This window comes from Chitinophaga rhizophila, from assembly GCF_019492185.1.
In the GTDB taxonomy this organism is placed as follows: domain Bacteria; phylum Bacteroidota; class Bacteroidia; order Chitinophagales; family Chitinophagaceae; genus Chitinophaga; species Chitinophaga rhizophila.
Genome location: NZ_JAICCF010000002.1, coordinates 347,532 through 370,409 on the forward strand (window position 1 = coordinate 347,532; position 22,878 = coordinate 370,409).

Sequence of the window (22,878 nt, forward strand, 5' to 3'; positions counted from 1 at the left end):
GGGAAGTGTCTTTCATTGGTGGCATTAATACAAGGGTGCTACACAGTGGTTCTGCGCAAAGAAAAGGTGGGGCGTTGTTTTAACAGACAGCCTGGAAATGGATAAAATAGCCGCGGAAAAATTTGATAGTTAGGAAATTATAGCTCACTTTTAGTCATGCTTAGACAATCAGGTTTTCAGAAGATAACAAAACACCTGCTGATATGTGTCTCAGGCGTTTTTTTTGCAGGCGCCTCTTTAGCCCAGCATACACCCGGAAAAGGCTTAAAAGACTACTATGGGACCATGTTTCCCATTGGCGTAGCGGTGTCCTCGCGCGCGTTACAGGGAAATGAAGGGCAGTTTATTCTTTCACAATTCAACAGCGTCACCCCGGAAAATGATATGAAGATGGGTGTTATTCATCCACGGGAGCACGAATATGACTTTAAAAGAGCAGATGCAATTGTTGATTTCGCGGTCAGGAATGGGATGAAGATAAGAGGTCATACGCTTTGCTGGCATAGTCAGGTGGCCGGATGGATGTTCACAGATAATAAGGGGGATACAGTATCCAAAGCAACCTTATTACAGCGTCTAAAGGAGCATATCACAACGGTCGTAACAAGGTACAAGGGAAAGATATACGCGTGGGATGTGGTCAATGAAGCAATCAGTGATAGCCATGACGAATTTTATCGCAACTCAGCATGGCTACGGATCTGTGGTCCTGAGTTCATTGAAAAAGCATTTGAATGGGCACATGCCGCAGACCCGCAGGCTGTACTTTTTTATAACGATTATAACGAGATAGACCCCATTAAGCGGACGAAGATCATCCGGATGATAAGGGAGTTGCGGAACAAGGGTGTACCAGTTCAGGGCGTTGGATTACAGGGGCACTGGGCTATTAACGAACCTTCCCGCGAACAGTTGGAGAATACCTTCGCCGATTTTGCTACTTTAAAGATTCCGTTGCAAATTACAGAACTTGACATTTCCGTTTATCCGAAAGAGCATGAAGCCCGGGCAAGGCGTGCGAATGACTATGATACCAGTTTTACGAAGGAGAAGGATATTGCCCAGGCAGCTCAATATCAGGTATGCTTTGAAATATTCCGTAAGTATAAAGCATTACTGACCGGTGTGACCTTTTGGAATATATCAGACAGGCATAGCTGGCTGGACGATTTCCCTGTAAGGGGCAGAAAGGATTATCCTTTGTTGTTTGACAGGAATTTTCAGCCTAAAAAATCTTTTCAGGCCGTTGTCGATTTTTAAATGCATGCGCTACGTAACCATGTGACAACTGGGAGAAAGAATAGCTCAATGAATGAAGGAGTGCGATGTGCACTCCTTCATTCATTGAGGTTTAACAGTGGCGTATATATTCATAGGATAAATGACTGTGTAATGAAAAGGATGGCATCAAGTGCAGGTAAATTGCAGTAGATAATTGTAACTTAGAGATAAGTTCACCTGCAGGTACTAGTAATAACCCCATTGAAACTGAAATCCCCAAAGAAATGCTGCAATATCCCGGACTGGAAAAGGCATTTGAGCTGTCATTAAAGGTAAATGATAAACTGCTGACAGCAGCCGGAGTGAAATTCATAGACGATCATATCTGGCTGAGGTCCGGTAATTTCAAGCCTATACATGGCTGGCTGATTTGTTTGTCGGTGAGAACAGCAAGTCTGCAAGCCCTGCTCCATGACCTACTTCCAATACTAAAGGACGGTGATACTCCTTTCAGGATCATCAGGAACGAGCATGAGGCCTACAGGATGAATGCAGGCTTGTATGGACCGCATCTGATCGGAAAAGGAATCCAGTTTCATGCTCTGACAGAAGACAAGGGCCAGCATTTGATAAATAGATTGTTACCCCTCACAAGGACATATACCGGATGTGTCATTCAGGACTGTATACGGATCTCAAATATTATTTATGCACAAGAGATCAGTAACAGTAAACCGGAACTGACAAAGGGTACCTTTCCATTTACAGTGGAGAAAAAATACCGGAAGCCCGCCTCCAGGAAGTTAGTCGGTCTTTTTTATCTGCCGGTGGAAGAGTTGAGCTATAGCCCCAAAGGCACTATTTATAAAGGGTTTAACTTTAAACGCCCCTTTAAATGGTGCCTGATCAAACAGGGTAACAGCCATACAGCTGATGATCATTTTGGCAGGGACATAAGAGATAAGTTACGCTGGCAGAAGAAGGTGATCAAAGCACTAGAACCACATATAAGAACCCCCAAATTTATAGATCTCGCTGAATATGAGGCATTTTCCTTTCTTGTCCTTGAATACATAGACGGGATACATGCAGGCCATTGGCTGGAACAGATCAGGCAAGGGAAAACCTGGAAGGGCCTTAGGACTGTTACAAAGAAGATCATACTAGAGGTATATCTATCGATACTAGTACTTGTAAAGGACATGCATGATGCCGGTTACGTGCATCGTGATATTAATGAAAGGAATTTCATCATTGACGGCCGGCGCACAACATACATTATTGATTTTGAAATGGCCTGCTGCCTGCACGACGGACTTCCAGATCCTCCTTTCACATTAGGTACGATTGGGTATATGTCGCCGGAACAAATGAACTATATGAAACCCCATTTCGGCGACGATGTGTATTCGCTCGGTGCCCTGCTTGCCTACTTTCTGACGGGAGAATTACCTGACCGTATCTTTTTTGGCGAGATGTATACCGTCAGAGGAAAACTGCAGGAGTATGCTGTGGAGTCCCGACTGTCAGATCTGATCATAAAAATGACCGATAACAACCATTTAAAAAGAGCCACAATGAACATGGCTATAACCCAAATGAAGGACTTGATCACCTTTTACTCATAAAAATCAATCCTATGAACTGGAAAAAAGTTATCCCATTTGTTACGTCCCTGATGCTGGTGCTACTATTTACCTATACGGCATTGGACAAGCTGTCTAACATAAGCACCTTTGAGTATGGCCTTAAAGCACAGGTATTTCACAGTGCAATGATCCCTGCATTGAAATGGGGAATACCGCTGGCAGAACTGCTTATAGTAATACTGTTGCTGATACCTTCACTGAACAGCACTGGTATTGTGGCCGGCACGTTTCTGATGCTGGGCTTTACTATTTATATTTTATTGGTCCTGTCAACGGTGTTCAGCAAAGTGCCCTGTGCCTGTGCCGGCGTTTTCAGAACAATTACCTGGGAGCAACAATTAGCACTTAACCTGATCATACTTATACCAGGAATGGTAAGCACGGCTTTCATCTGGCGCAATATGCGCACGCGAATAGTGTAATGGCATTATAATATTAATCCATTGTAAAAATCAAGTTTATGAAAATCAAACTGTCTAATGTAGTACTGGTGATCACTTCGCTACTGGGTATAGCTGCTGTCACCGCTAAAGAAAGAAGAGAGGAATTTTATTATGCCAGGGATCGAAGCGGAGAATGGTTCATCCGTATACATGGTGGTGCTCCCAATGATCCTACCTGCTGCGTCTCAGGGGGCAACTCAGCCTGTTTTTATATTATTCCGATCGAGTTTTCTTGGGCGCGTGTGGACGAAATAGATCCGGCACTTGTTACACCAGTTGGCACTAATCAGACCGATACTTGCCAATAAACTGTGAAACCTTATTGTGTGAAGGATACCTTTCATACAATAAGGTTTCTACGCTATGCTGATTTATAGAGCTGATCTTCTACCCTTCTAACAGTACGATATTGATCTTTTCATTTTATAACAAGTTTAGTTTAATCCATTCATTCAGCGAGATAAATGGCGCTATTGAAATTTCTTTAGCCATTTGAATTTGAGCTTCTGAATTTGGACCCATATATGTATAAGCTTCGTAATAACCTAACAACTCGGCAACTGCTCCTGCACCTTCAAAGAAACTGGAAAACACTTCTGGTAGTACCTGATTAAAACTGTATTCTTTTCCGTTAGCCTTGAAAGCCTCCAAAATATCATTAAAACTATTCAGTTCTGCAGACAGAGATAAATAGCTTCCTTTGCCCACCTTTTCAGGGTTTAAAAACACTCCTGCAACTACTTTACCCAAGTCGCTGATGTCTGCCATATGGATTACTTTCTTAGTTGGGTCAATCGGCAGACTCCAGCCAATAGTGCCATCTTGTTGTTGTGGTGGTGCCATCTGTCCCAGGAAATTTTGAAAGTAGCAAGGTGGCTGAACGAACGTATAATTTGCAAATCCGGCATTTTTTACAATCTCATCGACTTTTGCTTTTCCTGTAAATTGAGGAACATTAAATCGACCGCTGCTAATTTTTTCGACGTTTGGTAAAGTAGACCAAACAAAGTGATTCACATTGGCTTTTCTTGCAGCTTCAACAGCTATATACCCTTGTGCTAATTCATCTGCGCCTTCCCAAAAATTTGTCACTACGAATACACCGTAAGCATCTCTGAAGGCATTAGTTAATGATTCGATATCCATTAAATCACCTTGTACCACTTCATCAGCCTTCCCTTGATATTTATCCGGGTTTCGGGTAATGCTTCTAACTCTAAAAGAGCCCTCCTTTTTTAAAGCATTTACTACTCCTCTTCCTTGTAGCCCAGTCGCACCAACGACCGCAATTATTTTCTTTTCCATCTTGAACGTCTTTAAAGTTTAACGACAACACAAAGATGGTGGTGATGTACGGCATTTACTTATATGATAGTTTAAGAAATAACCTTAATGTAGTTTAAGATTTGGCAATCTTATTCCTGATGGTGCTAAGGAACTCTGGCGTTATGCCTAGGTAAGACGCAATTTGAACGTTAGATATTCGATTAAAAAAGTGGGGATACATTTTTAAAAAGTCGAGATAACGCTCCTCTGCCGTGGAGCTAATATTTTGCAGGATTCTACGTTGAGCATTTACTAAAGCTTTTTCTGTTAGAACCCTAAAGATTCTGTTGAACGTTGAATTATTATCGAAGAGCTTGATCTGATCCTCTTTTTTTAGTTCAAGAATAATTGAATTTTCCATAGCTTCTATATACAGCCGACTTGGCTCCTCTGAATAGAAGCTTCCAATATCCGCAATCCACCAATTCTCAATAGCAAATTGCAGGTTATGTTCTTTACCTTTGTCATCCACCATGTACATTCTGAAACAGCCTTCAACTACGAACGTGTGGTGTTTGCATATATCGCCTTCCTGAAGGATAAATTGCCTTCGTTTAACTCTTCGCTCAGTGAAAGCTCGTTCCACAATAGCTTTTTCCTCTTCATTTAAAGGAAGGATATTTTCAAAATAGTTTATTAATTGTTTTCGCTTCATTCTTTAATTTCGGCTGAAATTGAGTATAAAATGATGTTTTTCAGGATTGATTAGTAAGCGGCGTTCGGTGATATTCACGATGAACTCAATTGCATTTTCTGTCCGCTTTGATGTGTACATGCCAATAGGGACATAGGGGAAAGATAAGGTATATTCGGAAATATCTTATATGTAAAAGTATATTGCCCCACTTGTAGCATAATTAAGCTACGAATGGGGCAATATCGTAAGCCCTTAATATCGCCAATTAGCAACATAGTAGCACCCAGGTATCTCATTAGAATTTACTCAGCAGCCACCTGTGCCAGGGGTACGTTTATAAATGATTTTACCATCTCGTTCTACATAGTCCCCCGATATTATTGGATATGAATACTTAGGTGCGTATGATACAAAATGGCTTCTTATAATTATCTTGTCGTTTACTTTCAGGTTATGCAACTGCCGAAATTCGTCAGGCTTTTCAGGTCCAAAACTAAGAATATAATCTTCTCCATTAATCCTGGCCATCACTCCGAAACCTAATCGTGAGCCAGGCGGAAGAGAAATAGCGGTTACAACAGCCTCCATATTGCTAGAGGCACTCACCTGTTTCCTTATTTTCGCAGCACCGGCAAGCACTTTTTTACCTTCGGGAGACGCTTCCCATTTTTTGAACTTTATGCCCTCCGGAGTAGCCTCCCACTTTTTTAGTTCAGCTTTCCTAGCAGCTGCAGATAGCGGCTTTTGAGCTACTCGAGCAGAAGTGTCGTTTTTGATATCGCGTTTAGCAAATACTAATCCGCTTATCACCATTAGCGGCAAGATCATCGCATAAACAATTTTCTTTATGTTTTTTACAGGTTTAGTTAACGCAGACCTATCTCGCGATGGATTAGATCCGTTTAAGGCATTTCTTTTATTCTTCATATCGCTTAAATTTAGTGCAACAAAAATACCTTCATTTATCTCAGGCCAAGAGACCAGGATTGTAAATAATAGTGTAAATTTTGTAAATAATACCTTGACATTATGCATGTTATAAGAAGTTTCCTACCTATAAAACGCAAGCAAGTGGGCGGATTAATAATACTATTATTTATCTCGATAATTTGCCTGGCGTTTAGTATGATCACCAATGATAAGTTCAATTCTTTCAGAAGGGAGGTTCGACTTCGCCAAATCGGACATGAATTACTGCGCTATTCCAGCGATAGTACCTCACGGGTGCTTCCAGTAAAAAAGATCGACGAGAATGAATACCAAATCAGTTTTGAAAATCCGTTCACGTTTCAACCGGAATCCCTGGTGAATGCTACTCAACATTCGTTAGCTAAAGATCCGCTCGCAGACGATTATGTAGTTAGCGTACTAAACTGTTCAGACTTAAGTATAGCATATGGGTACGCTATGTCAAAAAATAAAAAAGATGATATTATAACATGCATAGGAAGAAGGTTACCAAAGGCATGTTACATGATTAACATTAAATTCAGACCTACAGGAATAATTACAGCAAAAAATGGATATTTTCTGGGCAGTTTGACAGTTTTGGCCTTCGTTGGCTTTATTTATTTAAAATCGGCTAAGCCGCGTAAGGCTCTATCTCAAAATCAGCCTACCGAAGTATTTGATTTGGGCTCGCTGTCATTCGACGCGAAGGCTAGTCAGCTCTTGATAAACGGAAATACCATAGACCTGACCAAGACCGAAACCCGGATACTACGCATCTTTGCATTATCACCCAACGAGATTATAGCGCGTAGCCGGCTACAGAAAGAAATATGGGAAGATGAAGGTGTAATAGTCGGTCGCAGTCTGGATATGTTCATTTCCAAACTTAGGAAAAAACTGGAATCAGATCCGAACATCAGAATTGTTGTTATACGCGGCAAAGGCTATAGACTTGAATTTTCAGCTGTCATTATCACAGGCGAAGAAGAAACGCAGCCAGATTAACGCCAGTTGCCTAAATACTGCATCATATCAGATCAATCGCAGCTATTACATGTTAATCCCATGCTGATATTAAAGACAAACAGATGTCGAATAATTAAGCCGGTTCATAGATGATTTTTGAAGTAAGTTATGATGTAATTCATTTTTTGGCAGCCAATGCAGTAGGCAAACCATCGAGGCTACGTAGGTTTTTTTGCTGTTTGTATATTTCTAACCCTTTAGGACCTTTACGCTCCGCCCATTTTTGGGCATGATCGCGTTCTCCTACATAGTCGTATATTGGGACACCGAAACCGCAGGAAGTTGAGACCTCGTAAATATCAGCAACTATGATTTGGCGAACGGCTAATGGCAAAGTAAAAAAAGAAGATAATTCATTCCAGTCTTTCTGATCAGGGAGTACTGCGTATCCTTTACCATATAGCCGTAGAATGTTCGGTGCACCTTCAAAGGCACAAAACATAAAAGTTATACGTCCATTTTCCAGAATATGCGCAGAAGTCTCATTACCACTACCAACAATATCAACGTAAGCGACCTTGTTGGGTGACAACACCTGAAAACTGTCAAGCCCTTTTGGAGACAGATTCACATGCCCTTGTTCACTTGCCGGCGCAGTCGCTACAAAGAACATCTTTTGCTTACGTATGAACGCTGCATGTTGATCTTCGATAGTGTTGAAAAACTTTGCCATTTATTTTCATTTATGGTAAAGATAACTCTATTTCTGTGTTAAACAGCGTTGTCACGAATTGAAGACAGTGGGATGTAAATCTCACTTAACAAGGACGAAATTTGCTAACGGGAAATAGATTTCCCATTGTCTTATTCATCCTTGATGCTCAATGTAAACTTTGGATAGTATCAGGTTTTGTTAAGTGATAGCATACTAGCGCAGTATCGAATTTGTCGGGTTGGTTGACATCTCTAAACTGAAATTTTGCCAACAGATTTTTAGAGGGCAGATTATCTCGATGAGACAACGCCTCAATTGTATGGAGTTTAAGGGTGTTAAATGCATAATTAACAACCTCTTCCATAGCTTCTGCCATTATGCCCTTTCCTTGATATGCCGTCACTAGTTCATAACCGATTTCACATCTATCTTTTTCCTGTGAAAAGTTAAACAGACAAATTGTTCCAATCAATACGTCGTCTCCACTAAAAACTATCGCCCAATACAAAGCATTGTTTCTAGTCACATTCTCATTAACTTTATTTATGAAATGAGTCGCATCATCAATAGTTTCCGCTATTTGTCTGTCAAGATATTTATTTATTGCACTATCAGAACGCAAGCTGAAAACTTGTTTCTCATCGTTAAGCTTTAGTTGCCTAAGAGTAAGCCGCTGCGTTCTTAACGTCGGGAAGGGCGTAAAAACTCTTTGTGACATTCGACGGTGTATAATTGATCGAATCAAAAGCCATCTTTCTTTGCTTAGTCAGGGAATGCGCTATTACGAAGACCCACGTAAGCAGTTATCACACATATTTCTCAGGTTACATTACCGGTACAGTAGCAGGAACAAGCCGCTTTAAAACGGTGATGCAATGGTATCTTCCGTATTCAAAAGCCTAGTAACCTTCTCGTGCAGTTGTGCTTTGGTAAATGGTTTCTTAAGAAACGCATCAGCACCATTTTCCAGCGCTACATCTTCAGCTGCTACATCAACACCAGAGATCATGATAACCTTTGTGGATGGATGTTCTTCTTTCACAAAACTCAAAAAGTCAATTCCGAAACCGTCGGGCAAGCGGTTATCTAATATTATCAAAGATGGCTTTTCGTGTAGAAGAAATTCCTCAGCTTCAGCAATACTTTGTACATGTTCAACTTCCGTTCCTTTACCTTCCAGTAATATGTTCAAAAGCAGGCACAGATCACCTTCATCCTCAATAATCAGCACTTTACGGGCTTTATTTTTCATGTTTTTATTCAGGTTTAGGACTAGAGAGCTAAAAAAAACATGCCAATAACTTCAACCACCTATGATTGTTGCGGTATAATATAATTGATATCACTTACTCTTTGCGTCTCCATCCTTAGGATGAGGGGCTAAAAAATTAAAGCTCAACGAAAAAGCCATCTATAAATTATTCTGGTAGATAAACGTTTTCGACAATTCACCTACTCCGTGGTCACAAGCAAATATAACCCCTAACTGCACTTTATATAAGTCAAAAATTATCCCTCCTCAATATTGAAACCCAAAACCGGTCTCAGATTTTTCTTTATTAACTATTCCAGTATTATTAGAGCTGTTGTACGTTATTGAAGTAGGACCGCCTGTTATCACTCCCTTGATAAAAAATGGTCAGCTTGAAATCATTCGTGCTTCGTAACCCAGATAAGGCCCTATGTTAAAAGATCCGTCAATCATAGAAGATGCGAGAATAATATGGCGGCAAAAGTTTCGCTTTTACCAACATGTTCACGTAATCAGGTAAATTCTGCTATCAGTACTTCTATTTCTCCCAGCCGTTTGCAAAAATGCTTCCGTACTTACTAGATATTGCAATAATGTACTCCTACCCCAAAATCCCGCTCGAAGTAAACCTTGCGAGTCTTATCTAAAATCTCGAAAGGAGCTTGCGGTAGCTCGTAAACGCTGGTATTATAGAGATAAATAGTACCAAATAAATAGGCAGGACTGGTCATTTCCTTACCAGATATTTCCCATAACAATCCGGTCTGTCGCTGCTTTTGGGCAGATGTATGTTTTAATAAGGTAATGCTTAATGCCAGGGTGAATAATAGTGTCCTGATTAACTGAAATGTGCTCATTTAGTAAGGGTTTATTCATTAGTATACGGAGAGGAGGAAACATTGCAAGGTTAGAGAAAATTTTTTTTGAGAGCAACAGCAGGGCAACGCCATGTAACTAAATAGCCTTCAAGATGAACAGGTTGCTAGGTTATCCGCATTATTGCCTTAGCCGCCAGAAAACTGGCACCAGTTTGGTTATGGATAGGTACTAGCCGCCGCAGGTATTGCGGGAAAAGGACTGGTCATACAATTGATATGGCATTCGACCTGGACGAGATCTTTATTAAAGATCTGGATATCTCTTTCGCATTTGAAATAGGCATGCGAACTATCCTAATGTTTGCATTTGTATTATTGCTGCTGCGTCTCTCCGGCAAAAAGGGCGTCCGGCAACTCAGTATCTTTGAAGTAGCAATTATTATTGCGTTAGGCTCAGCCGCCGGTGACCCCATGTTCGATAAGGAATCAGCCATTCTACCTTCATTACTGGTCTTCGGCTTCATACTGCTTTTCTATAGGATCATCACCTACATCGCCTCTAAAAGTGAAAAATTTGAATCTGTATTGGAGGGGAATGCAATATATATTATTGAAGATGGTATGTTCACCTTGCATAAAGGTGAACATACCTTCGCGAAAGATGAATTTTTTGCAGAAATGCGAGTACAGGGTATTGAACATACCGGTCAGGTAAAAACGGCGATTCTTGAGACAAATGGACAAATCAGCTTTTTCTTCTATGAAGACGATGACGTCAAGCCTGGTTTACCGGTATTGCCCAAACCCTATTCGAAGAAGTCCAGAGAAATAACAGAACCAGGCCTATACGCCTGTACTTCGTGTGCCCATGTACAGCAACTCAAAGCGCCAGGAGATTGCGATAGATGCAATGAGGATGAATGGGTGAAAAGTGAAGACAGTAAGAGAATTAGATAACAAAAGTGCACATGATGCCACAATGCACCGGCACCAATATTGCGTTAGTCAAATTGGGGAAAGAATCTACAAACATCATTTTTAATAAAGTTACCATTAAACAGTGAAGATGAAATCAAAAGTCTCCTTGGGGATTCTTGGGGGCGGCCCAAGTGCGCTATTTATGTACAAGCGATTGGTGGACGCAGAACTACACCATTTCGACGTGACAATTTATGAGAAAAGCCCTTGCTTGGGCTGCGGAATGCCCTATAGTGCAAGTGGCGCAGAGGATGAACATATTACAAATGTTTCCGCAAATGAAATTCCTGACTTGGTTACATCCATTTCAGAATGGATTGATACTGTTCCCTCTTCAATACTTAATCGGTATAACATCGATCCTGAACGGTTTAATGATTACAAGGTGCTTCCCCGACTTCTATTTGGAGAATATTTGAAAGATCAATTTGAACTACTGCGTCAAAAGGCTAAGCTGAAGGGTCTTAATACCACCATTTATTATAATAGTTCAATTGACGACGTTGTTGATTTGCCTGAGGGAAAAAAGGTGGAAGTAGTGTTAACTAACGGCAAAAAATATATTCATGATAGGGTTGTAATTTGTACTGGTCATTTATGGCCTAAAAAGTTTGAGGGAAAAGTAGAAGGTTGGTTTGACTCCCCCTACCCTCCCGACAAATTAGCCATAGAATGTAACTATACAGTGGCCGTCAGAGGATCGTCTCTTACAGCTATAGATGCTATTCGGACATTATCTAAACACAATGGCGTATTTGAAAGAGGAACTGACGGAAAGCTGGTATATACAGCTAATAAATCCAGCGAGCAATTCAAAATTTCAATGATGTCGCGAAATGGTCTACTTCCTGCAGTTCGGTTTCATCTTGAAGATTCCCACTTGGGTAAAGGAACTATCTTATCAGCGGAACAAATTGAGGAAAACAAAGCGCTGAACAATGGTTTTCTCTCGCTCGACTATGTATTCGAGCATAATTTTAAAGAGCTCATTCGCAAACAAGATCCCATATATTACGAAAAGATCAGAGATCTTAATATGGAAGGCTTTGTAGAATACGTGATGGAAATACGGGAGAAGCTAGATCCTTTTATATTGTTAAAAGCGGAGTACAGGGAAGCGGAGAAGTCGATACAAAGAAGAACGTCAATTTACTGGAAAGAACTACTGGCAGTATTGAGCTTCACAATAAACTACCCGGCAAAATACTTTTCTGCGGAAGACACCATAAGAATGCAAAAAGTGCTGATGCCGCTTATCTCCATTGTCATCGCATTTGTACCCCAGAGTTCTGCGGAAACACTTATGGCACTCTATGATGCGGGACGGCTTGAGGTGATTGCAGTTGGCGACAACAGTGAAGTAAATCCTGGCGAAGATAAGGGAGCGGTATATTCTTATGTGGATAAAGATGGGATTAATCAGGAAAAGTACTTCGAGCTATTTGTAGATTGTATCGGTCAGCCACATTTAGCGTACGAAGAGATTCCTTATCAAAGCCTGCTGGCCAACCAAACATTTAGCAAAGCACTCATTAGATTCAGGGATCAGGAGTTGGGAAAGAAAATGCACCTGAATAATGAAAAGAATATACATCGCGGATTGGATAATTGCTATTATCTAACAGTACCGGGAGTAGCTATTAATGACTATTTTCAAGCTTTGGATGCGTTTAATGTGGCCAATGACCGGATTTATGTGATGGCAGTTCCCTTTATCGGCGGATTCAATCCAGACTATTCGGGCCTCGACTTCTGCGAAGCTGCTTCAGCAAAAATCATGAAAACACTGTCCATTCCTCAATAACCAATTTGGTGCTCAGCGGCAACATTCATACTGGTCGCCAGCAGGGAAAATGCAATAATAACTATCAATTCCAGCAATATTTGTACGAAAATAAATTTCTTGGTCTGAATTGATGATTGAATCATTTGTTGCACTTGAACGGCCCCTCATAGCAATGGGGGGCCGCATTGTTTGATAATTGTTACTATAATGATCGATCCATAGTTATTTTCAACGCGCCAGCATAAGACGGTAACGAATTTTTATCGGGGAGAACAATTGCTAGGTCTTTGGCAGAACGCTTAAATGACAGCTCGCCTGGCCGCCCTAACAGTTCGATATGCCGGATCTGACGCGCATCGATGTTATTACTCTCTGCCAGACTTCTGATATTTACCTTACCGTTTTCAGGCCATTTCATAAATGTAGCATATAAGATATGTCCCTTTGTAGTGAACCTTATATCTGTGGCTTCAAAAGGACGACCTTTCCCCTCATTAAAGCCCTGTGCACTCAAAGGAACAGCATTATCCAGGGAGGGGCCTTCGCCAAATACTATCCATGGTCTCGTACCGTATATACTTTCACCGTTTATCTGCATCCACTGCCCTATCTCTTCCACGATTCTTCGTTCATCCTCATCAATGGTACCGTTACCACGTACTGGTATACTAAGCAGTAAGTTGCCATTCTTGCTGACAATATCAACAAGAGTCTGAATGATGGTCTGGGCGCTTTTATAACCGTGCTTTTCGTAGATACTCCGGTCATAATGCCACCCTCCGATACAAGTATCCGTCTGCCATGGCAAGGGTTCGATACTATTACTTTGTCCTCGTTCAATGTCCCAGACCATACATTTACGCTGCTCTTCGTTTAATATCTTACCATTGATTACTACATCCAGCTTGTTCCTGTTTTTCAGGCTACGATTATAATAGTGGGCCGCGATTCTCAGGCCCGCGTCGCTGACAGGCCACAGTGGCAGAGCCGTATCATCAAAATAAACCAGATCAGGGTCATACCGGTTGATAAGATCAATGGTTCTGTTATAGAATTGTTCGCAATAGGCCTTTGTCGGAGGGCAGACGCCGTTTCCCCAGTTCCATTGACGGTGTATCATGCCATTATCAAGGCTATTTTCGCTGAGAGGATGGTCCTGCGCATACAGCGCCTGGGGATCAAGGCCGTCCCACCACTTATTCTTACCGTCAGACTTCCTCAGCTTGCCATCATAAGGGATGTTAGCATAGGGTCCTTTTGTATCAGATCGTTGTGCGGTCTCCATCCAGCTCCAGGTATGCGCAGCATGTACACTAACACCGAAATGCAAACCCTGGTTTCTGGCAGCTTTTGCCCATCCTGCTATTAAGTCCTTTTTGGGTCCCATCTTAACACTATTCCACGCTGGTTGATACTTGCTGTCAAATAAATCCAGGTTATCGTGATGATTTGCCAATGCCACAAAATACTTGGCACCGGCCTTTTGATACAACGATAATAACTCTTCCGGATTCCATTGCTCACCTTTCCACTCATTTATCACATCCTTGAATCCAAATTCGGAAGGATGACCATACTTTTTCAGGTGGTAATTATAATGGTGATTCCCTTCCATATACATCTCACGGGCGTACCAGTCACCATGTTCAGGCTGGCACTGGGGCCCCCAGTGTGCCCATATACCAAACTTGGCATCACGATACCATTCCGGTATTCGATATTGAGCTAAAGATCCCCAGTCAGGTTTAAATGGTCCAGTCATCATTTCCTCACCTGTCAATAAATTGATATCAGCTGCACCTGCAAATTTGTTTGCCAGCACAGTAGCAGGTAAGGCCATTCCCAATTGTTTTAAGAGCGTCCTTCTATTCACCCATAATAATTAAGTGTTATAAATACAGTTAACAGTGTATAAATTAAGAAAGATATCCGAATAAAAGTAGCGTAAAGTTGCCATAAGCCAGATTAATATACTACTGTCAATCCTGCTGTTTAAATAATAAGGAATTATGTGGGAAATACCCTACTATTGTTAAGTGAAAGACTGACACCCGCCATTGTTTACACTTCGTATTGACCAAGCACTCAAATGTTAAACTAAATTTATAATAACTATGAAAAGGCAGATGCTTGCCATCGCAGCTTTGTGTATGGCCCATATGATCGGGAATACTCAGCCGATTGTTACCCAGGCGCCTCATGGGTTTGATACCTTGCGCAATGGTATTAACCACGGAAAGATTGATACTATTCAGTACGTATCCAAAACAGTAGGATCCAGACGCAGCGCATTGATATATACTCCACCAGATTATTCCAAGAAAACTAAATATCCGGTGTTATATTTATTGCATGGCATTGGTGGCGATGAAAAGGAGTGGCTTGTAAATGGCACTCCGCAGGTGATTCTGGATAATCTGTATGCTGAGGGCAAGTTAGCATCCATGATTGTAGTGATGCCAAATGGAAGGGCAATGAAAGATGATCGTGCTACTGGTAACATCATGGCTCCGGAGAAGGTTCAGGCTTTTGCTACTTTTGAACAGGATTTGCTTAAGGATCTTATTCCTTATGTGGAAAAGCATTTTCCAGTCTTTACTGATAGGGAGCACCGCGCCATTGCGGGCTTATCGATGGGAGGCGGACAATCTCTTAACTTTGGCCTGGGGAATCTGGATCGGTTTGCCTGGGTTGGCGGCTTTTCTTCAGCGCCCAACACCAAAAGTCCTGAGTTATTGGTCCCTGATCCGGAAACCGTAAAAAAGCAGCTTAAGCTCCTTTGGATTTCCTGCGGTGACAGCGATAACCTGATTGGCTTTACCAGGCGCACACATGATTATTTATTTAAGAATAAGGTTCCCCACGTTTATTATATAGAGCCCGGAAAGCATGACTTCAATGTCTGGAAAAACGATCTCTATACGTTTTCTCAATTTCTTTTTAAGCCCGTTGATCCTTCTACTTTTATCCGCTATACGGTATTAGGTACGCCGGCAGCTACCAATATACGTAACGCCAGTTACCCTCAGGTATTGCCTGACAGCCGTGTGGTGTTTCGTGTAAAAGCGCCACAGGCAAAACAGCTGCAGATTGATCTGGGTAAAAAGTACGACCTCACCAGAGATACAGCAGGGTATTGGACGGGAACAACAGATTCAATCGGAGAAGGTTTTCATTACTATTCGCTATTGATAGACGGAGTCGCCGTTGCTGATCCGGCAAGTGAAACCTTTTATGGAATGGGCCGAATGGCTGCTGGCATTGAAATTCCCTATGCTGATGGGGATTTTTACGCGCTCAGGGATGTTCCTCACGGCGACGTACGCATGAAACGCTATTTTTCACCGGTTACTAACTCCTGGCTTCGTTGCTTTGTATACACGCCTCCAGGGTATGATAGCGCTACTGATCAGCAATATCCAGTACTCTATTTGTTGCATGGTGGTGGTGAAGATGAAAGAGGATGGAGTGCACAAGGTAAAACCGACCTGATTCTTGATAATCTGATTGCTGATAAACAAGCCCAACCTATGCTTGTTGTAATGATGGACGGCAATATTGCAAAAGATAACTTTAAAGAGCAGTCATTGCGGACTTTTGAAAATGAACTGATGCAAGTCGTTGTTCCTTTAATTGATAAGAGCTACCGTACGATAGCGGACGCAGATCACAGAGCATTGGCAGGTCTTTCTATGGGTGGAATACAGACGCTATATGCAGGCATTTACCACACTGATCAATTCGCGTACCTGGGGGTATTCAGTTCTGGATGGCTTGGAGGCAAGCAGCCGATAGCGGAACAGCAATACGCATTTATGAAAGATTCGGCCGCCAAGATCAATAGCAATTTGAAACAATTCTGGATCGCCATGGGTGGCAAAGAAGATATAGCTTATAAAAACTGTCAGAATATGATGGCCAGGTTTAATGAAATGCAGATCAAATATCACTATAGCGAATATCCTGGGGGCCATACCTGGCCAGTATGGCGGAATAATCTATACAAGTTCGCTCAGCTGTTATTTAAGTGATCAGCGATATCAATACTTGTGGTATGCCCTTTTCTTTCAATGTCTGCCAGATTAGAAGTTACCACATGGATACATATAACATTAACGCCGGAGATAATATCTCCGGCGTTAATGTTATATGCATCCAGATAGGACGCTCATCTCAAATCGTTAGCGCGATGTAAACATTGCATGAGCTGACTATCAAAGATGCGCGATCGATTCATGACCTATGGCATTGTTTTCTTCATCCATGGGAACAAAAGGATTATAAGCAACCTCCAATATATTACCTTCAATATCCTCAAAGTAAAAAAATAATCCCCCAAAGGGAGGGTTGGTAGGTGTGGTCAACATTTTTACACCTTTCTCCTGAAGCTGCCGGTATAGGGCTTGGACTTCATCTTCCGTCTGGACGTTGTAGCCAAATGTCACACTACGAAAGCCACTACCCTCATTACTAACGCCTATGACGCTGGCAAGGTCCTTACCCTTACCAATACTGAACAGAAAACCGTTCATTTTATAAAAGACAATGTCTTTGTTAACTGCCACAGGTTTCCAGCCCAGTTTCTCTTCATAAAATGCCCTCATTGCCGGCAGATCTGATGCGCCGATAGTAATTACACTCATTCTTTGCTCCATGACTAACTTGAATTTTGTTCTGATTTCCAGCACAGATCTGACGAATCGGTACTAGATGATAATACTTTCTATACAATTAAAGTTAGGTATGGTCCGCCTGAATACTTTGTAAAAAAACGACAAAATTTAACCCAGCCCTTTTGTATCATCTTTACCGCAGCAGTTTTAGCTCTTACGTGTGACTTTAATGGCCTCGACCCACTCCTCCCCTTTACAACGCGTGCATTGATGTTTACCAGGATCCAGCTTTTCCACATATCCGCAATGGCAGCATGCAAAATCCCCCGATACATTCACCTGGTCACATTTATGGCTATACAAACGTGGCCATATAGGTAACCCTGGCTTTACTTCATCATCTTCAAAAAACAGGAAACTAACATTACCGCTGGTTTCGAGCAGCGCTTCCCGCACCTGACCTAAATGTTCAATATTCGCCTGGCGCATTTCAGCAAAAAACTCATCTTTTGCAAGTAAATTCTTATTTACTTTATCAAGCTCAAAGACTCCGTTATGTACAATCGTTATAGGATCGCCTTCCAGCGCACTTTCAAACCTCTCATTCTTAGCGGTTAACCAGGTAATAATACGATAGAACACTACAATTGTGCCCATTACAATAGCTGCAGGCACGATCGATATGTCTTCCTGAAACATCGGATCGCCTGCCGCCGAACCTAGGGCAATGATGATAGCGACCTCGAATACGGAAAGTTGTCGTACACCCTTTTTGCCGGAAAGTCGCAGTACCAGCAATACAAGTGTAAACATTACGAAAGTGCGTACGACTATTTCGAGCGCAAACAACCAGCTAAGGTCTTTGATAAAAACATCTTCCCAGTTCATACAAAAATACTGACAATATCCAGGCCACTTTACATGCAAATGCCGAAGATCATGGCTATTCAACAGATGTCAGCGGTCGTCTTAGTGAAATCCATTACGACCAACAACAGGCGCGTGACAGCAACTCAAACATGCTCTGTTTAAAAGCTGCTTGATTATCTGGAAATAAGGGAAGTCGGTCATAATTACTATATTACGCCGACGAAAGAGTCGCATCTTAAACTATCGACTCAAACCCGGTATTTAAATTAACCAATGATGTCTTACATGCAACATACTTTATCAGACGTACAAGCAGGTAAGGAAATCCTGCTTCGCTGTGACGAAACTGTTTTTACAATGGAGACTAACGCAGCGGGTAAGATCAAAACAACCACTAAGGCTGCGGCCGACGCGGCAGCTGCGCGGCAATTGTTTTTCAAGAAAGAGTGGGAATTACTGAAGAAAGGCGCGGTACTGCAGGTAGACGCTACGGATCCGGGGGAGCCACTCCTTCATCTTTTTATAGGTGGAGGATATACAGGATGTCTTTCTTTTGAAGCTACCCCTCAGGGGATCTATGTATATCGTTCTGGAGGCAGCCAAATCGGGGCACAGGAAGAATTATTGCTCATAGATAATAATGGAGCAATTATAAAAGTTGTGGCTTTACCAAAAGTGTTGCCGTGGGGAATATCTTATGATGCGACGGCCTCCCAACTCCTGCTGGACCTGGACCATTACATTTATCAGTATGATTAAATTCAGAAGTTTTCACCCAGTTGACAGACCATCTGCAACAACCCGCCAGTTTTATATCTGTTACAGCCGGTGTCAGAGCGTATGCTACTCATCCACGCTATTATATCCAATGGCCCCATAATGAGCGAATTGAGATGCCTTTAGAGGTAAAGATTATCAATGGCGCGATTCCCTTTTGTGGTAGTCTGTCACCGGATGGGAAACTACTCGCCCTACACAATCAGGAGTATAAGGTCGATCTGATTGACACAATTTCGGGAAGGGTAATCAAGACATTGGAATTATCCTTTGGAATGGCAGAACATCTTGCATGGGCTAGCGATGGCCGAGAGCTGATTGTGCACGAGCAATACAAACACTTGCATTTCTTTAATATTGATACCGGCAAAGAGGCAATTTATGAAGGCCTGTCTATACCATTGTATACGAAAGATCTAAGGAACTTTTGCTTCAATGAAGATCAATCATTACTCGTGTGCCAGCAACGCACAACGGCATTTGTATTTGACTTCATTAACAAAGCGTTTCTTTACAGTTTTCCAATACAACATTGTGTAAAAACAGCGCAAATAAAATTTATCAACTCGCGACAACTAGGTGTACGTACAGACTATGGCTGCTTTAGCATTTATACATTGTAGGGCGATAGGCAGAAGGGATAGATCGATTCGTTCTAGTACAATAGGCGGAAAAAACTGGCAATAGATATAACCATGCATAAATTTCCATTCATATTGTCGCTCTATCTACAATTTTGGCCGGAATCCGGTTTTATTTTCCAGCACACTTAGAAATGTATGGAGCCCTATCAGGTGGTGATTTATTTTTAGCTTTTGACCATCGCGGTCTATTAACGTTATAAGTCCGGCATTGTAGCTGTACTTGACTTTGACAACCTTATCCCATGTGGTAGTTGTGACGTTTCGTATCGGACTAGTTACTTCAATATATTTTTTGTCAAAAATTACTTGGTGATTGCGATAGTATAAAATGCTAAGAACTGCGAAGAACCCGGCTCCTAGAAAGATACCCCCAAAAGCAATCCATCCGGCAATGTCAGTAGGCACCTCAAAAGTAAGCACCAACACAGGAGTGATAGCAATCAGTCCACAGATCCATCCTAAAATGTAATAGGCTTTCTGCATGCGAAGGGTATATCGTCCTTCCCAATCATTTTCTATATGCTTAACTGTCGCCTTATTAATCAGGATCTCTAAAGCTGCTGTAATAACATGTGCTATTGCACTCATTGATATAGGTTTGAAGCAAAAATAGCAAATTTTTGGTTTCAAACCTTTTCTTAATGCTTGCTGACAATGCCGTAAGTGCCTGATGTCGGGCGGCCCTTTTGACTTAACTCAGTAATTCCCCCATTCCAAACAGTTTCAGCGTTTCTGCGAACTGCGGTTCAATTGATTGATTAATTGCTGTAATGTATTGGCCAGTTGTCGGATCAACAACCGTCCTTAACGGCCTTTTGCCTTTTTCAGCATTTATTAGTTTGACAATGGCGTCGGCGACAATTTGAGGATCAGGATTGTTGGTTTGAAGTATTTGTGTAATTGCACCCACCATTTTGTTAGGAATATCTGCAATTACGCCGTAATTCCCAAATATTGACGCATCCGAGGCCGGCTGAGTCTTATTACCCGCTTCAGTAGGAAATACGCCTGGCTGCACAATGGCGACGTCGATCCCCAATCGCTTCAGCTCATAATGTAAGCCTTCGCTTAATCCTTCAAGGCCGAATTTGGAGGCACTGTATATAGTTGCAAAAGGAAATGCGACTCTTCCTAAGCCACTGGTCACATTAATGATAAGACCATCTTTATGTTTACGCATGGTTGGCAAGACTGCCCTGATCAACCTCCAAGAGGCAAATACATTGATGTCAAATATAGCTTGCACATCTGCAGTAGTAAAGCTTTCAGCTACACCATTCATGGTGAACCCTGCATTGTTGACCAGGACATCAATAGTCCCTTCTTTAGCGATAATGGTTTCAACAGCAGCTTTGATACTTTCGTCATTCGTCAGGGCGACATCCAGCACGGTAATGTTATTTACAGCTGACAAGGCATTCGCTCGCTCTGCATTTTTCCCTGCAGTATCTCTCATGGTTGCATACACCTGGTGTCCTGCAGCGGCAGCACTTTGGGCAGTTAGCCAGCCGAATCCGCTATTTGTTCCTGTTATTAATACTATCTTTTTGTTCATCTTGTGTTATTTAAATGATTAATGCAAATGTTGACTATACAGTCCGAAAAACATTTACCATTTGGTAAAATCCCTTCTAACGGATATTTTTCCTGATCCTGCTAAGCGATTGCTGTGTGATACCCAGGTATGATGCTATGTATGAGAGTGGTATTCGATTAATCAGCATCGGGAATGCTTCAAGGAACGAGAGATATCGTGTAGTCGCATCTTCAGATACTAATGGACTTCTTCGCTCCATCGCCACTGTAAGACATTTCTTAACGATATTGGCCTTGATCATCTCGAAGCCTACAATTGTATTGGATATTTCATCCCAATCCTTTTTCGTAAAAACAAGAATGCTACAATCGGTAACTGCTTGTATATATTCAGATGCCTCAACCTGTGACTCAAACTTTTGATTATCTACAACGAAATTATTCTCATCAATAAAATAATTTGTAATCTCTTCACCCTTGTTGTTATAATAGCAGAACCGAAATACTCCTTCCAGAACGAATCCGACATATCTTGGTACCTTTCCCGCCTCAGAGAAATACTCCTCATTTCTGAGACTAAGTTCACTAGCTTTACTTAGAATGAGATCGATCTGTTGTTTATTCAGATCCCCAAACTGCAATAAAAGATTAATCAACGCTTCCATTATCGAAATATAGCATTTATTGTAAGCCTGTCAATTACCATATGGTAAAAACTCACTCATACTTGTACGAACAGGATCTCAGTTCTAAAAAAACGGCTTTAGGCACTTTCGCTTGATGACTTTGCTCTTTGCTTATCATAGTCAATCTTGCCATATGCACCACTATAAAAATCCTTATAGGCTTTTGCAATCTCAACATCGGAGTTCATTACAAACGGCCCTTCTGCAACAATCGGCTCTTCATATCGTTCACCGCCAAAGAGGATAATATCAGATTCGTAGTTGTTATTATTTGATATCGTAATGATCCCTGTATTTCTATCAAATTCAATAAAGTCTCCAGGACCAAAGGATTCATCATTTAATATGGCTGGATGAACCGGCAGATAGGCTGCAACTTCGGCATTATCTGAAAATGAGATGGTAAACACAGCACCAGCATTAAGATGTATATGATAAAGAAATTGCTCTGAATACACAGGAATTGGCGACTTCAGTTCCTGAAATGAGCCAGTAATCACTTTAATCCATCCATTTCCGTCAGGCAGGTCTTTTATGGGGACTTCATTTCCTTCCATAGCGAAATAGGCTGGCTGCTGAGCTTTGATTGCCGAAGGCAGATTAATCCAGAATTGAAAGGCATGTGTTATTCTGGAGTCGGTATGGGAGTCATAGTTAAGTGTCTCATCATGGATGATCCCATTACCAGCATTCATCCATTGAACACCGCCTGAATGCACCATCGCATAATTTCCGGCGCTGTCAAAGTGCTCATCTTCTCCATTGAGAATGTAGGTCAACGTAGCGATGCCTCTGTGTGGATGTGCTCCGGTACCTGTCGTATTGACTTTTGCCTGGACTCTCGGAGCAACATGGTCCAAAAAAACAAATGGTCCGACGGCTTCTGCATATCGGTTAGGCAGAATACGGTATATCTCAAGATCTCCTATATCTGCTCGTCTTCCCTGTGATGAAAAACTGCTTCTCTTTTTATTCATATTAATTTTACGCTATTGGGTGACGGATTGATG

Annotated in this window: 24 protein-coding genes; 10 read left to right on the plus strand and 14 right to left on the minus strand. The window is 41.6% G+C overall.

What is annotated here, in order from left to right:
- Window positions 1-156: 156 nt before the first annotated feature.
- From K1Y79_RS10320 to K1Y79_RS10335, 4 genes are all read left to right on the plus strand, one after another.
- Window positions 157-1,260 carry an endo-1,4-beta-xylanase gene (locus K1Y79_RS10320; RefSeq protein WP_236059560.1) on the plus strand — a complete coding sequence of 368 codons (1,104 nt, stop codon included), beginning with the start codon at window positions 157-159 and terminating at the stop codon, window positions 1,258-1,260.
- Between the two features lie 245 nt (window positions 1,261-1,505).
- Complete coding sequence (locus K1Y79_RS10325; protein ID WP_220249938.1) at window positions 1,506-2,849, plus strand: protein kinase domain-containing protein; 1,344 nt, start codon at window positions 1,506-1,508, stop codon at window positions 2,847-2,849.
- 11 nt (window positions 2,850-2,860) lie between these two features.
- Entirely contained in the window at window positions 2,861-3,292 is a 432-nt protein-coding gene (locus K1Y79_RS10330) for a MauE/DoxX family redox-associated membrane protein (RefSeq protein ID WP_220249939.1), read from the plus strand.
- Window positions 3,293-3,330: 38 nt separating this feature from the next.
- On the plus strand, window positions 3,331-3,621 hold the full coding sequence (locus K1Y79_RS10335) for a hypothetical protein (RefSeq protein WP_220249940.1): 291 nt from the start codon (window positions 3,331-3,333) through the stop codon (window positions 3,619-3,621).
- 115 nt (window positions 3,622-3,736) lie between these two features.
- On the opposite strand, the gene K1Y79_RS10340 is transcribed toward K1Y79_RS10335, so the two are convergent.
- The 3 genes from K1Y79_RS10340 to K1Y79_RS10350 all read right to left on the minus strand — a co-directional run bounded on the left by K1Y79_RS10340 (window position 3,737) and on the right by K1Y79_RS10350 (window position 6,311).
- Window positions 3,737-4,618: an NmrA/HSCARG family protein gene (locus tag K1Y79_RS10340; protein ID WP_220249941.1), complete on the minus strand. Its 882-nt coding sequence runs from the start codon at window positions 4,616-4,618 to the stop codon at window positions 3,737-3,739.
- A gap of 94 nt (window positions 4,619-4,712) precedes the next feature.
- Window positions 4,713-5,294, minus strand: coding sequence for a Crp/Fnr family transcriptional regulator (locus tag K1Y79_RS10345; protein WP_220249942.1), 582 nt, complete (start codon window positions 5,292-5,294; stop codon window positions 4,713-4,715).
- 288 nt (window positions 5,295-5,582) lie between these two features.
- Window positions 5,583-6,311 (minus strand): hypothetical protein, encoded by a 729-nt coding sequence (locus K1Y79_RS10350; protein ID WP_236059561.1) that lies wholly within the window; start codon window positions 6,309-6,311, stop codon window positions 5,583-5,585.
- Between the two features lie 90 nt (window positions 6,312-6,401).
- Here K1Y79_RS10350 and K1Y79_RS10355 point away from each other — a divergent pair, with 90 nt between their 5' ends.
- Complete coding sequence (locus K1Y79_RS10355) at window positions 6,402-7,232, plus strand: winged helix-turn-helix domain-containing protein (protein ID WP_236059562.1); 831 nt, start codon at window positions 6,402-6,404, stop codon at window positions 7,230-7,232.
- A 139-nt stretch (window positions 7,233-7,371) separates the two neighbouring features.
- Here K1Y79_RS10355 and K1Y79_RS10360 read toward each other — a convergent pair whose 3' ends face one another.
- The 4 genes from K1Y79_RS10360 to K1Y79_RS10375 all read right to left on the minus strand — a co-directional run bounded on the left by K1Y79_RS10360 (window position 7,372) and on the right by K1Y79_RS10375 (window position 10,017).
- Window positions 7,372-7,926, minus strand: coding sequence for a pyridoxamine 5'-phosphate oxidase family protein (locus K1Y79_RS10360; RefSeq protein ID WP_220249944.1), 555 nt, complete (start codon window positions 7,924-7,926; stop codon window positions 7,372-7,374).
- A gap of 148 nt (window positions 7,927-8,074) precedes the next feature.
- Window positions 8,075-8,626: a GNAT family N-acetyltransferase gene (locus K1Y79_RS10365; protein ID WP_220249945.1), complete on the minus strand. Its 552-nt coding sequence runs from the start codon at window positions 8,624-8,626 to the stop codon at window positions 8,075-8,077.
- Window positions 8,627-8,767: 141 nt separating this feature from the next.
- Window positions 8,768-9,160 carry a response regulator gene (locus K1Y79_RS10370; protein WP_220249946.1) on the minus strand — a complete coding sequence of 131 codons (393 nt, stop codon included), beginning with the start codon at window positions 9,158-9,160 and terminating at the stop codon, window positions 8,768-8,770.
- A gap of 578 nt (window positions 9,161-9,738) precedes the next feature.
- Window positions 9,739-10,017 (minus strand): TraB/GumN family protein, encoded by a 279-nt coding sequence (locus tag K1Y79_RS10375; RefSeq protein WP_220249947.1) that lies wholly within the window; start codon window positions 10,015-10,017, stop codon window positions 9,739-9,741.
- Between the two features lie 237 nt (window positions 10,018-10,254).
- Here K1Y79_RS10375 and K1Y79_RS10380 point away from each other — a divergent pair, with 237 nt between their 5' ends.
- Together K1Y79_RS10380 and K1Y79_RS10385 are read left to right on the plus strand one after the other, a co-directional pair.
- A complete protein-coding gene (locus K1Y79_RS10380; protein ID WP_220249948.1) occupies window positions 10,255-10,935 on the plus strand; it encodes a DUF421 domain-containing protein in 681 nt (226 codons plus the stop codon).
- A gap of 109 nt (window positions 10,936-11,044) precedes the next feature.
- Complete coding sequence (locus tag K1Y79_RS10385; protein ID WP_220249949.1) at window positions 11,045-12,760, plus strand: FAD/NAD(P)-binding protein; 1,716 nt, start codon at window positions 11,045-11,047, stop codon at window positions 12,758-12,760.
- Between the two features lie 184 nt (window positions 12,761-12,944).
- Here the strand turns inward: K1Y79_RS10385 and K1Y79_RS10390 are convergent, their stop codons facing one another.
- Window positions 12,945-14,582 (minus strand): alpha-L-fucosidase, encoded by a 1,638-nt coding sequence (locus K1Y79_RS10390; RefSeq protein ID WP_236059563.1) that lies wholly within the window; start codon window positions 14,580-14,582, stop codon window positions 12,945-12,947.
- 274 nt (window positions 14,583-14,856) lie between these two features.
- On the opposite strand from K1Y79_RS10390, the gene K1Y79_RS10395 reads away from it, so the two are divergent.
- Window positions 14,857-16,773 (plus strand): alpha/beta hydrolase, encoded by a 1,917-nt coding sequence (locus K1Y79_RS10395; protein WP_220249951.1) that lies wholly within the window; start codon window positions 14,857-14,859, stop codon window positions 16,771-16,773.
- A 183-nt stretch (window positions 16,774-16,956) separates the two neighbouring features.
- Here the strand turns inward: K1Y79_RS10395 and K1Y79_RS10400 are convergent, their stop codons facing one another.
- Both K1Y79_RS10400 and K1Y79_RS10405 read right to left on the minus strand, forming a co-directional pair.
- Window positions 16,957-17,397 carry a VOC family protein gene (locus K1Y79_RS10400; RefSeq protein ID WP_220249952.1) on the minus strand — a complete coding sequence of 147 codons (441 nt, stop codon included), beginning with the start codon at window positions 17,395-17,397 and terminating at the stop codon, window positions 16,957-16,959.
- 165 nt (window positions 17,398-17,562) lie between these two features.
- Window positions 17,563-18,243, minus strand: coding sequence for a DUF421 domain-containing protein (locus K1Y79_RS10405; protein ID WP_220249953.1), 681 nt, complete (start codon window positions 18,241-18,243; stop codon window positions 17,563-17,565).
- A gap of 267 nt (window positions 18,244-18,510) precedes the next feature.
- Between K1Y79_RS10405 and K1Y79_RS10410 the strand changes: the two genes are divergently transcribed.
- Window positions 18,511-18,984 carry a hypothetical protein gene (locus K1Y79_RS10410; protein ID WP_220249954.1) on the plus strand — a complete coding sequence of 158 codons (474 nt, stop codon included), beginning with the start codon at window positions 18,511-18,513 and terminating at the stop codon, window positions 18,982-18,984.
- A 20-nt stretch (window positions 18,985-19,004) separates the two neighbouring features.
- Window positions 19,005-19,625 carry a hypothetical protein gene (locus tag K1Y79_RS10415; protein WP_220249955.1) on the plus strand — a complete coding sequence of 207 codons (621 nt, stop codon included), beginning with the start codon at window positions 19,005-19,007 and terminating at the stop codon, window positions 19,623-19,625.
- A 105-nt stretch (window positions 19,626-19,730) separates the two neighbouring features.
- On the opposite strand, the gene K1Y79_RS10420 is transcribed toward K1Y79_RS10415, so the two are convergent.
- The 4 genes from K1Y79_RS10420 to K1Y79_RS10435 all read right to left on the minus strand — a co-directional run bounded on the left by K1Y79_RS10420 (window position 19,731) and on the right by K1Y79_RS10435 (window position 22,845).
- The gene (locus K1Y79_RS10420) at window positions 19,731-20,234 is read right to left on the minus strand and encodes a hypothetical protein (RefSeq protein ID WP_220249956.1); all 504 of its coding nucleotides are present in this window, start codon (window positions 20,232-20,234) and stop codon (window positions 19,731-19,733) included.
- 103 nt (window positions 20,235-20,337) lie between these two features.
- Window positions 20,338-21,201 (minus strand): SDR family oxidoreductase, encoded by an 864-nt coding sequence (locus K1Y79_RS10425; protein ID WP_220249957.1) that lies wholly within the window; start codon window positions 21,199-21,201, stop codon window positions 20,338-20,340.
- Between the two features lie 76 nt (window positions 21,202-21,277).
- Window positions 21,278-21,847: a Crp/Fnr family transcriptional regulator gene (locus tag K1Y79_RS10430; RefSeq protein ID WP_220249958.1), complete on the minus strand. Its 570-nt coding sequence runs from the start codon at window positions 21,845-21,847 to the stop codon at window positions 21,278-21,280.
- A gap of 98 nt (window positions 21,848-21,945) precedes the next feature.
- A complete protein-coding gene (locus K1Y79_RS10435; RefSeq protein WP_220249959.1) occupies window positions 21,946-22,845 on the minus strand; it encodes a pirin family protein in 900 nt (299 codons plus the stop codon).
- Between the last annotated feature and the right edge of the window lie 33 nt (window positions 22,846-22,878).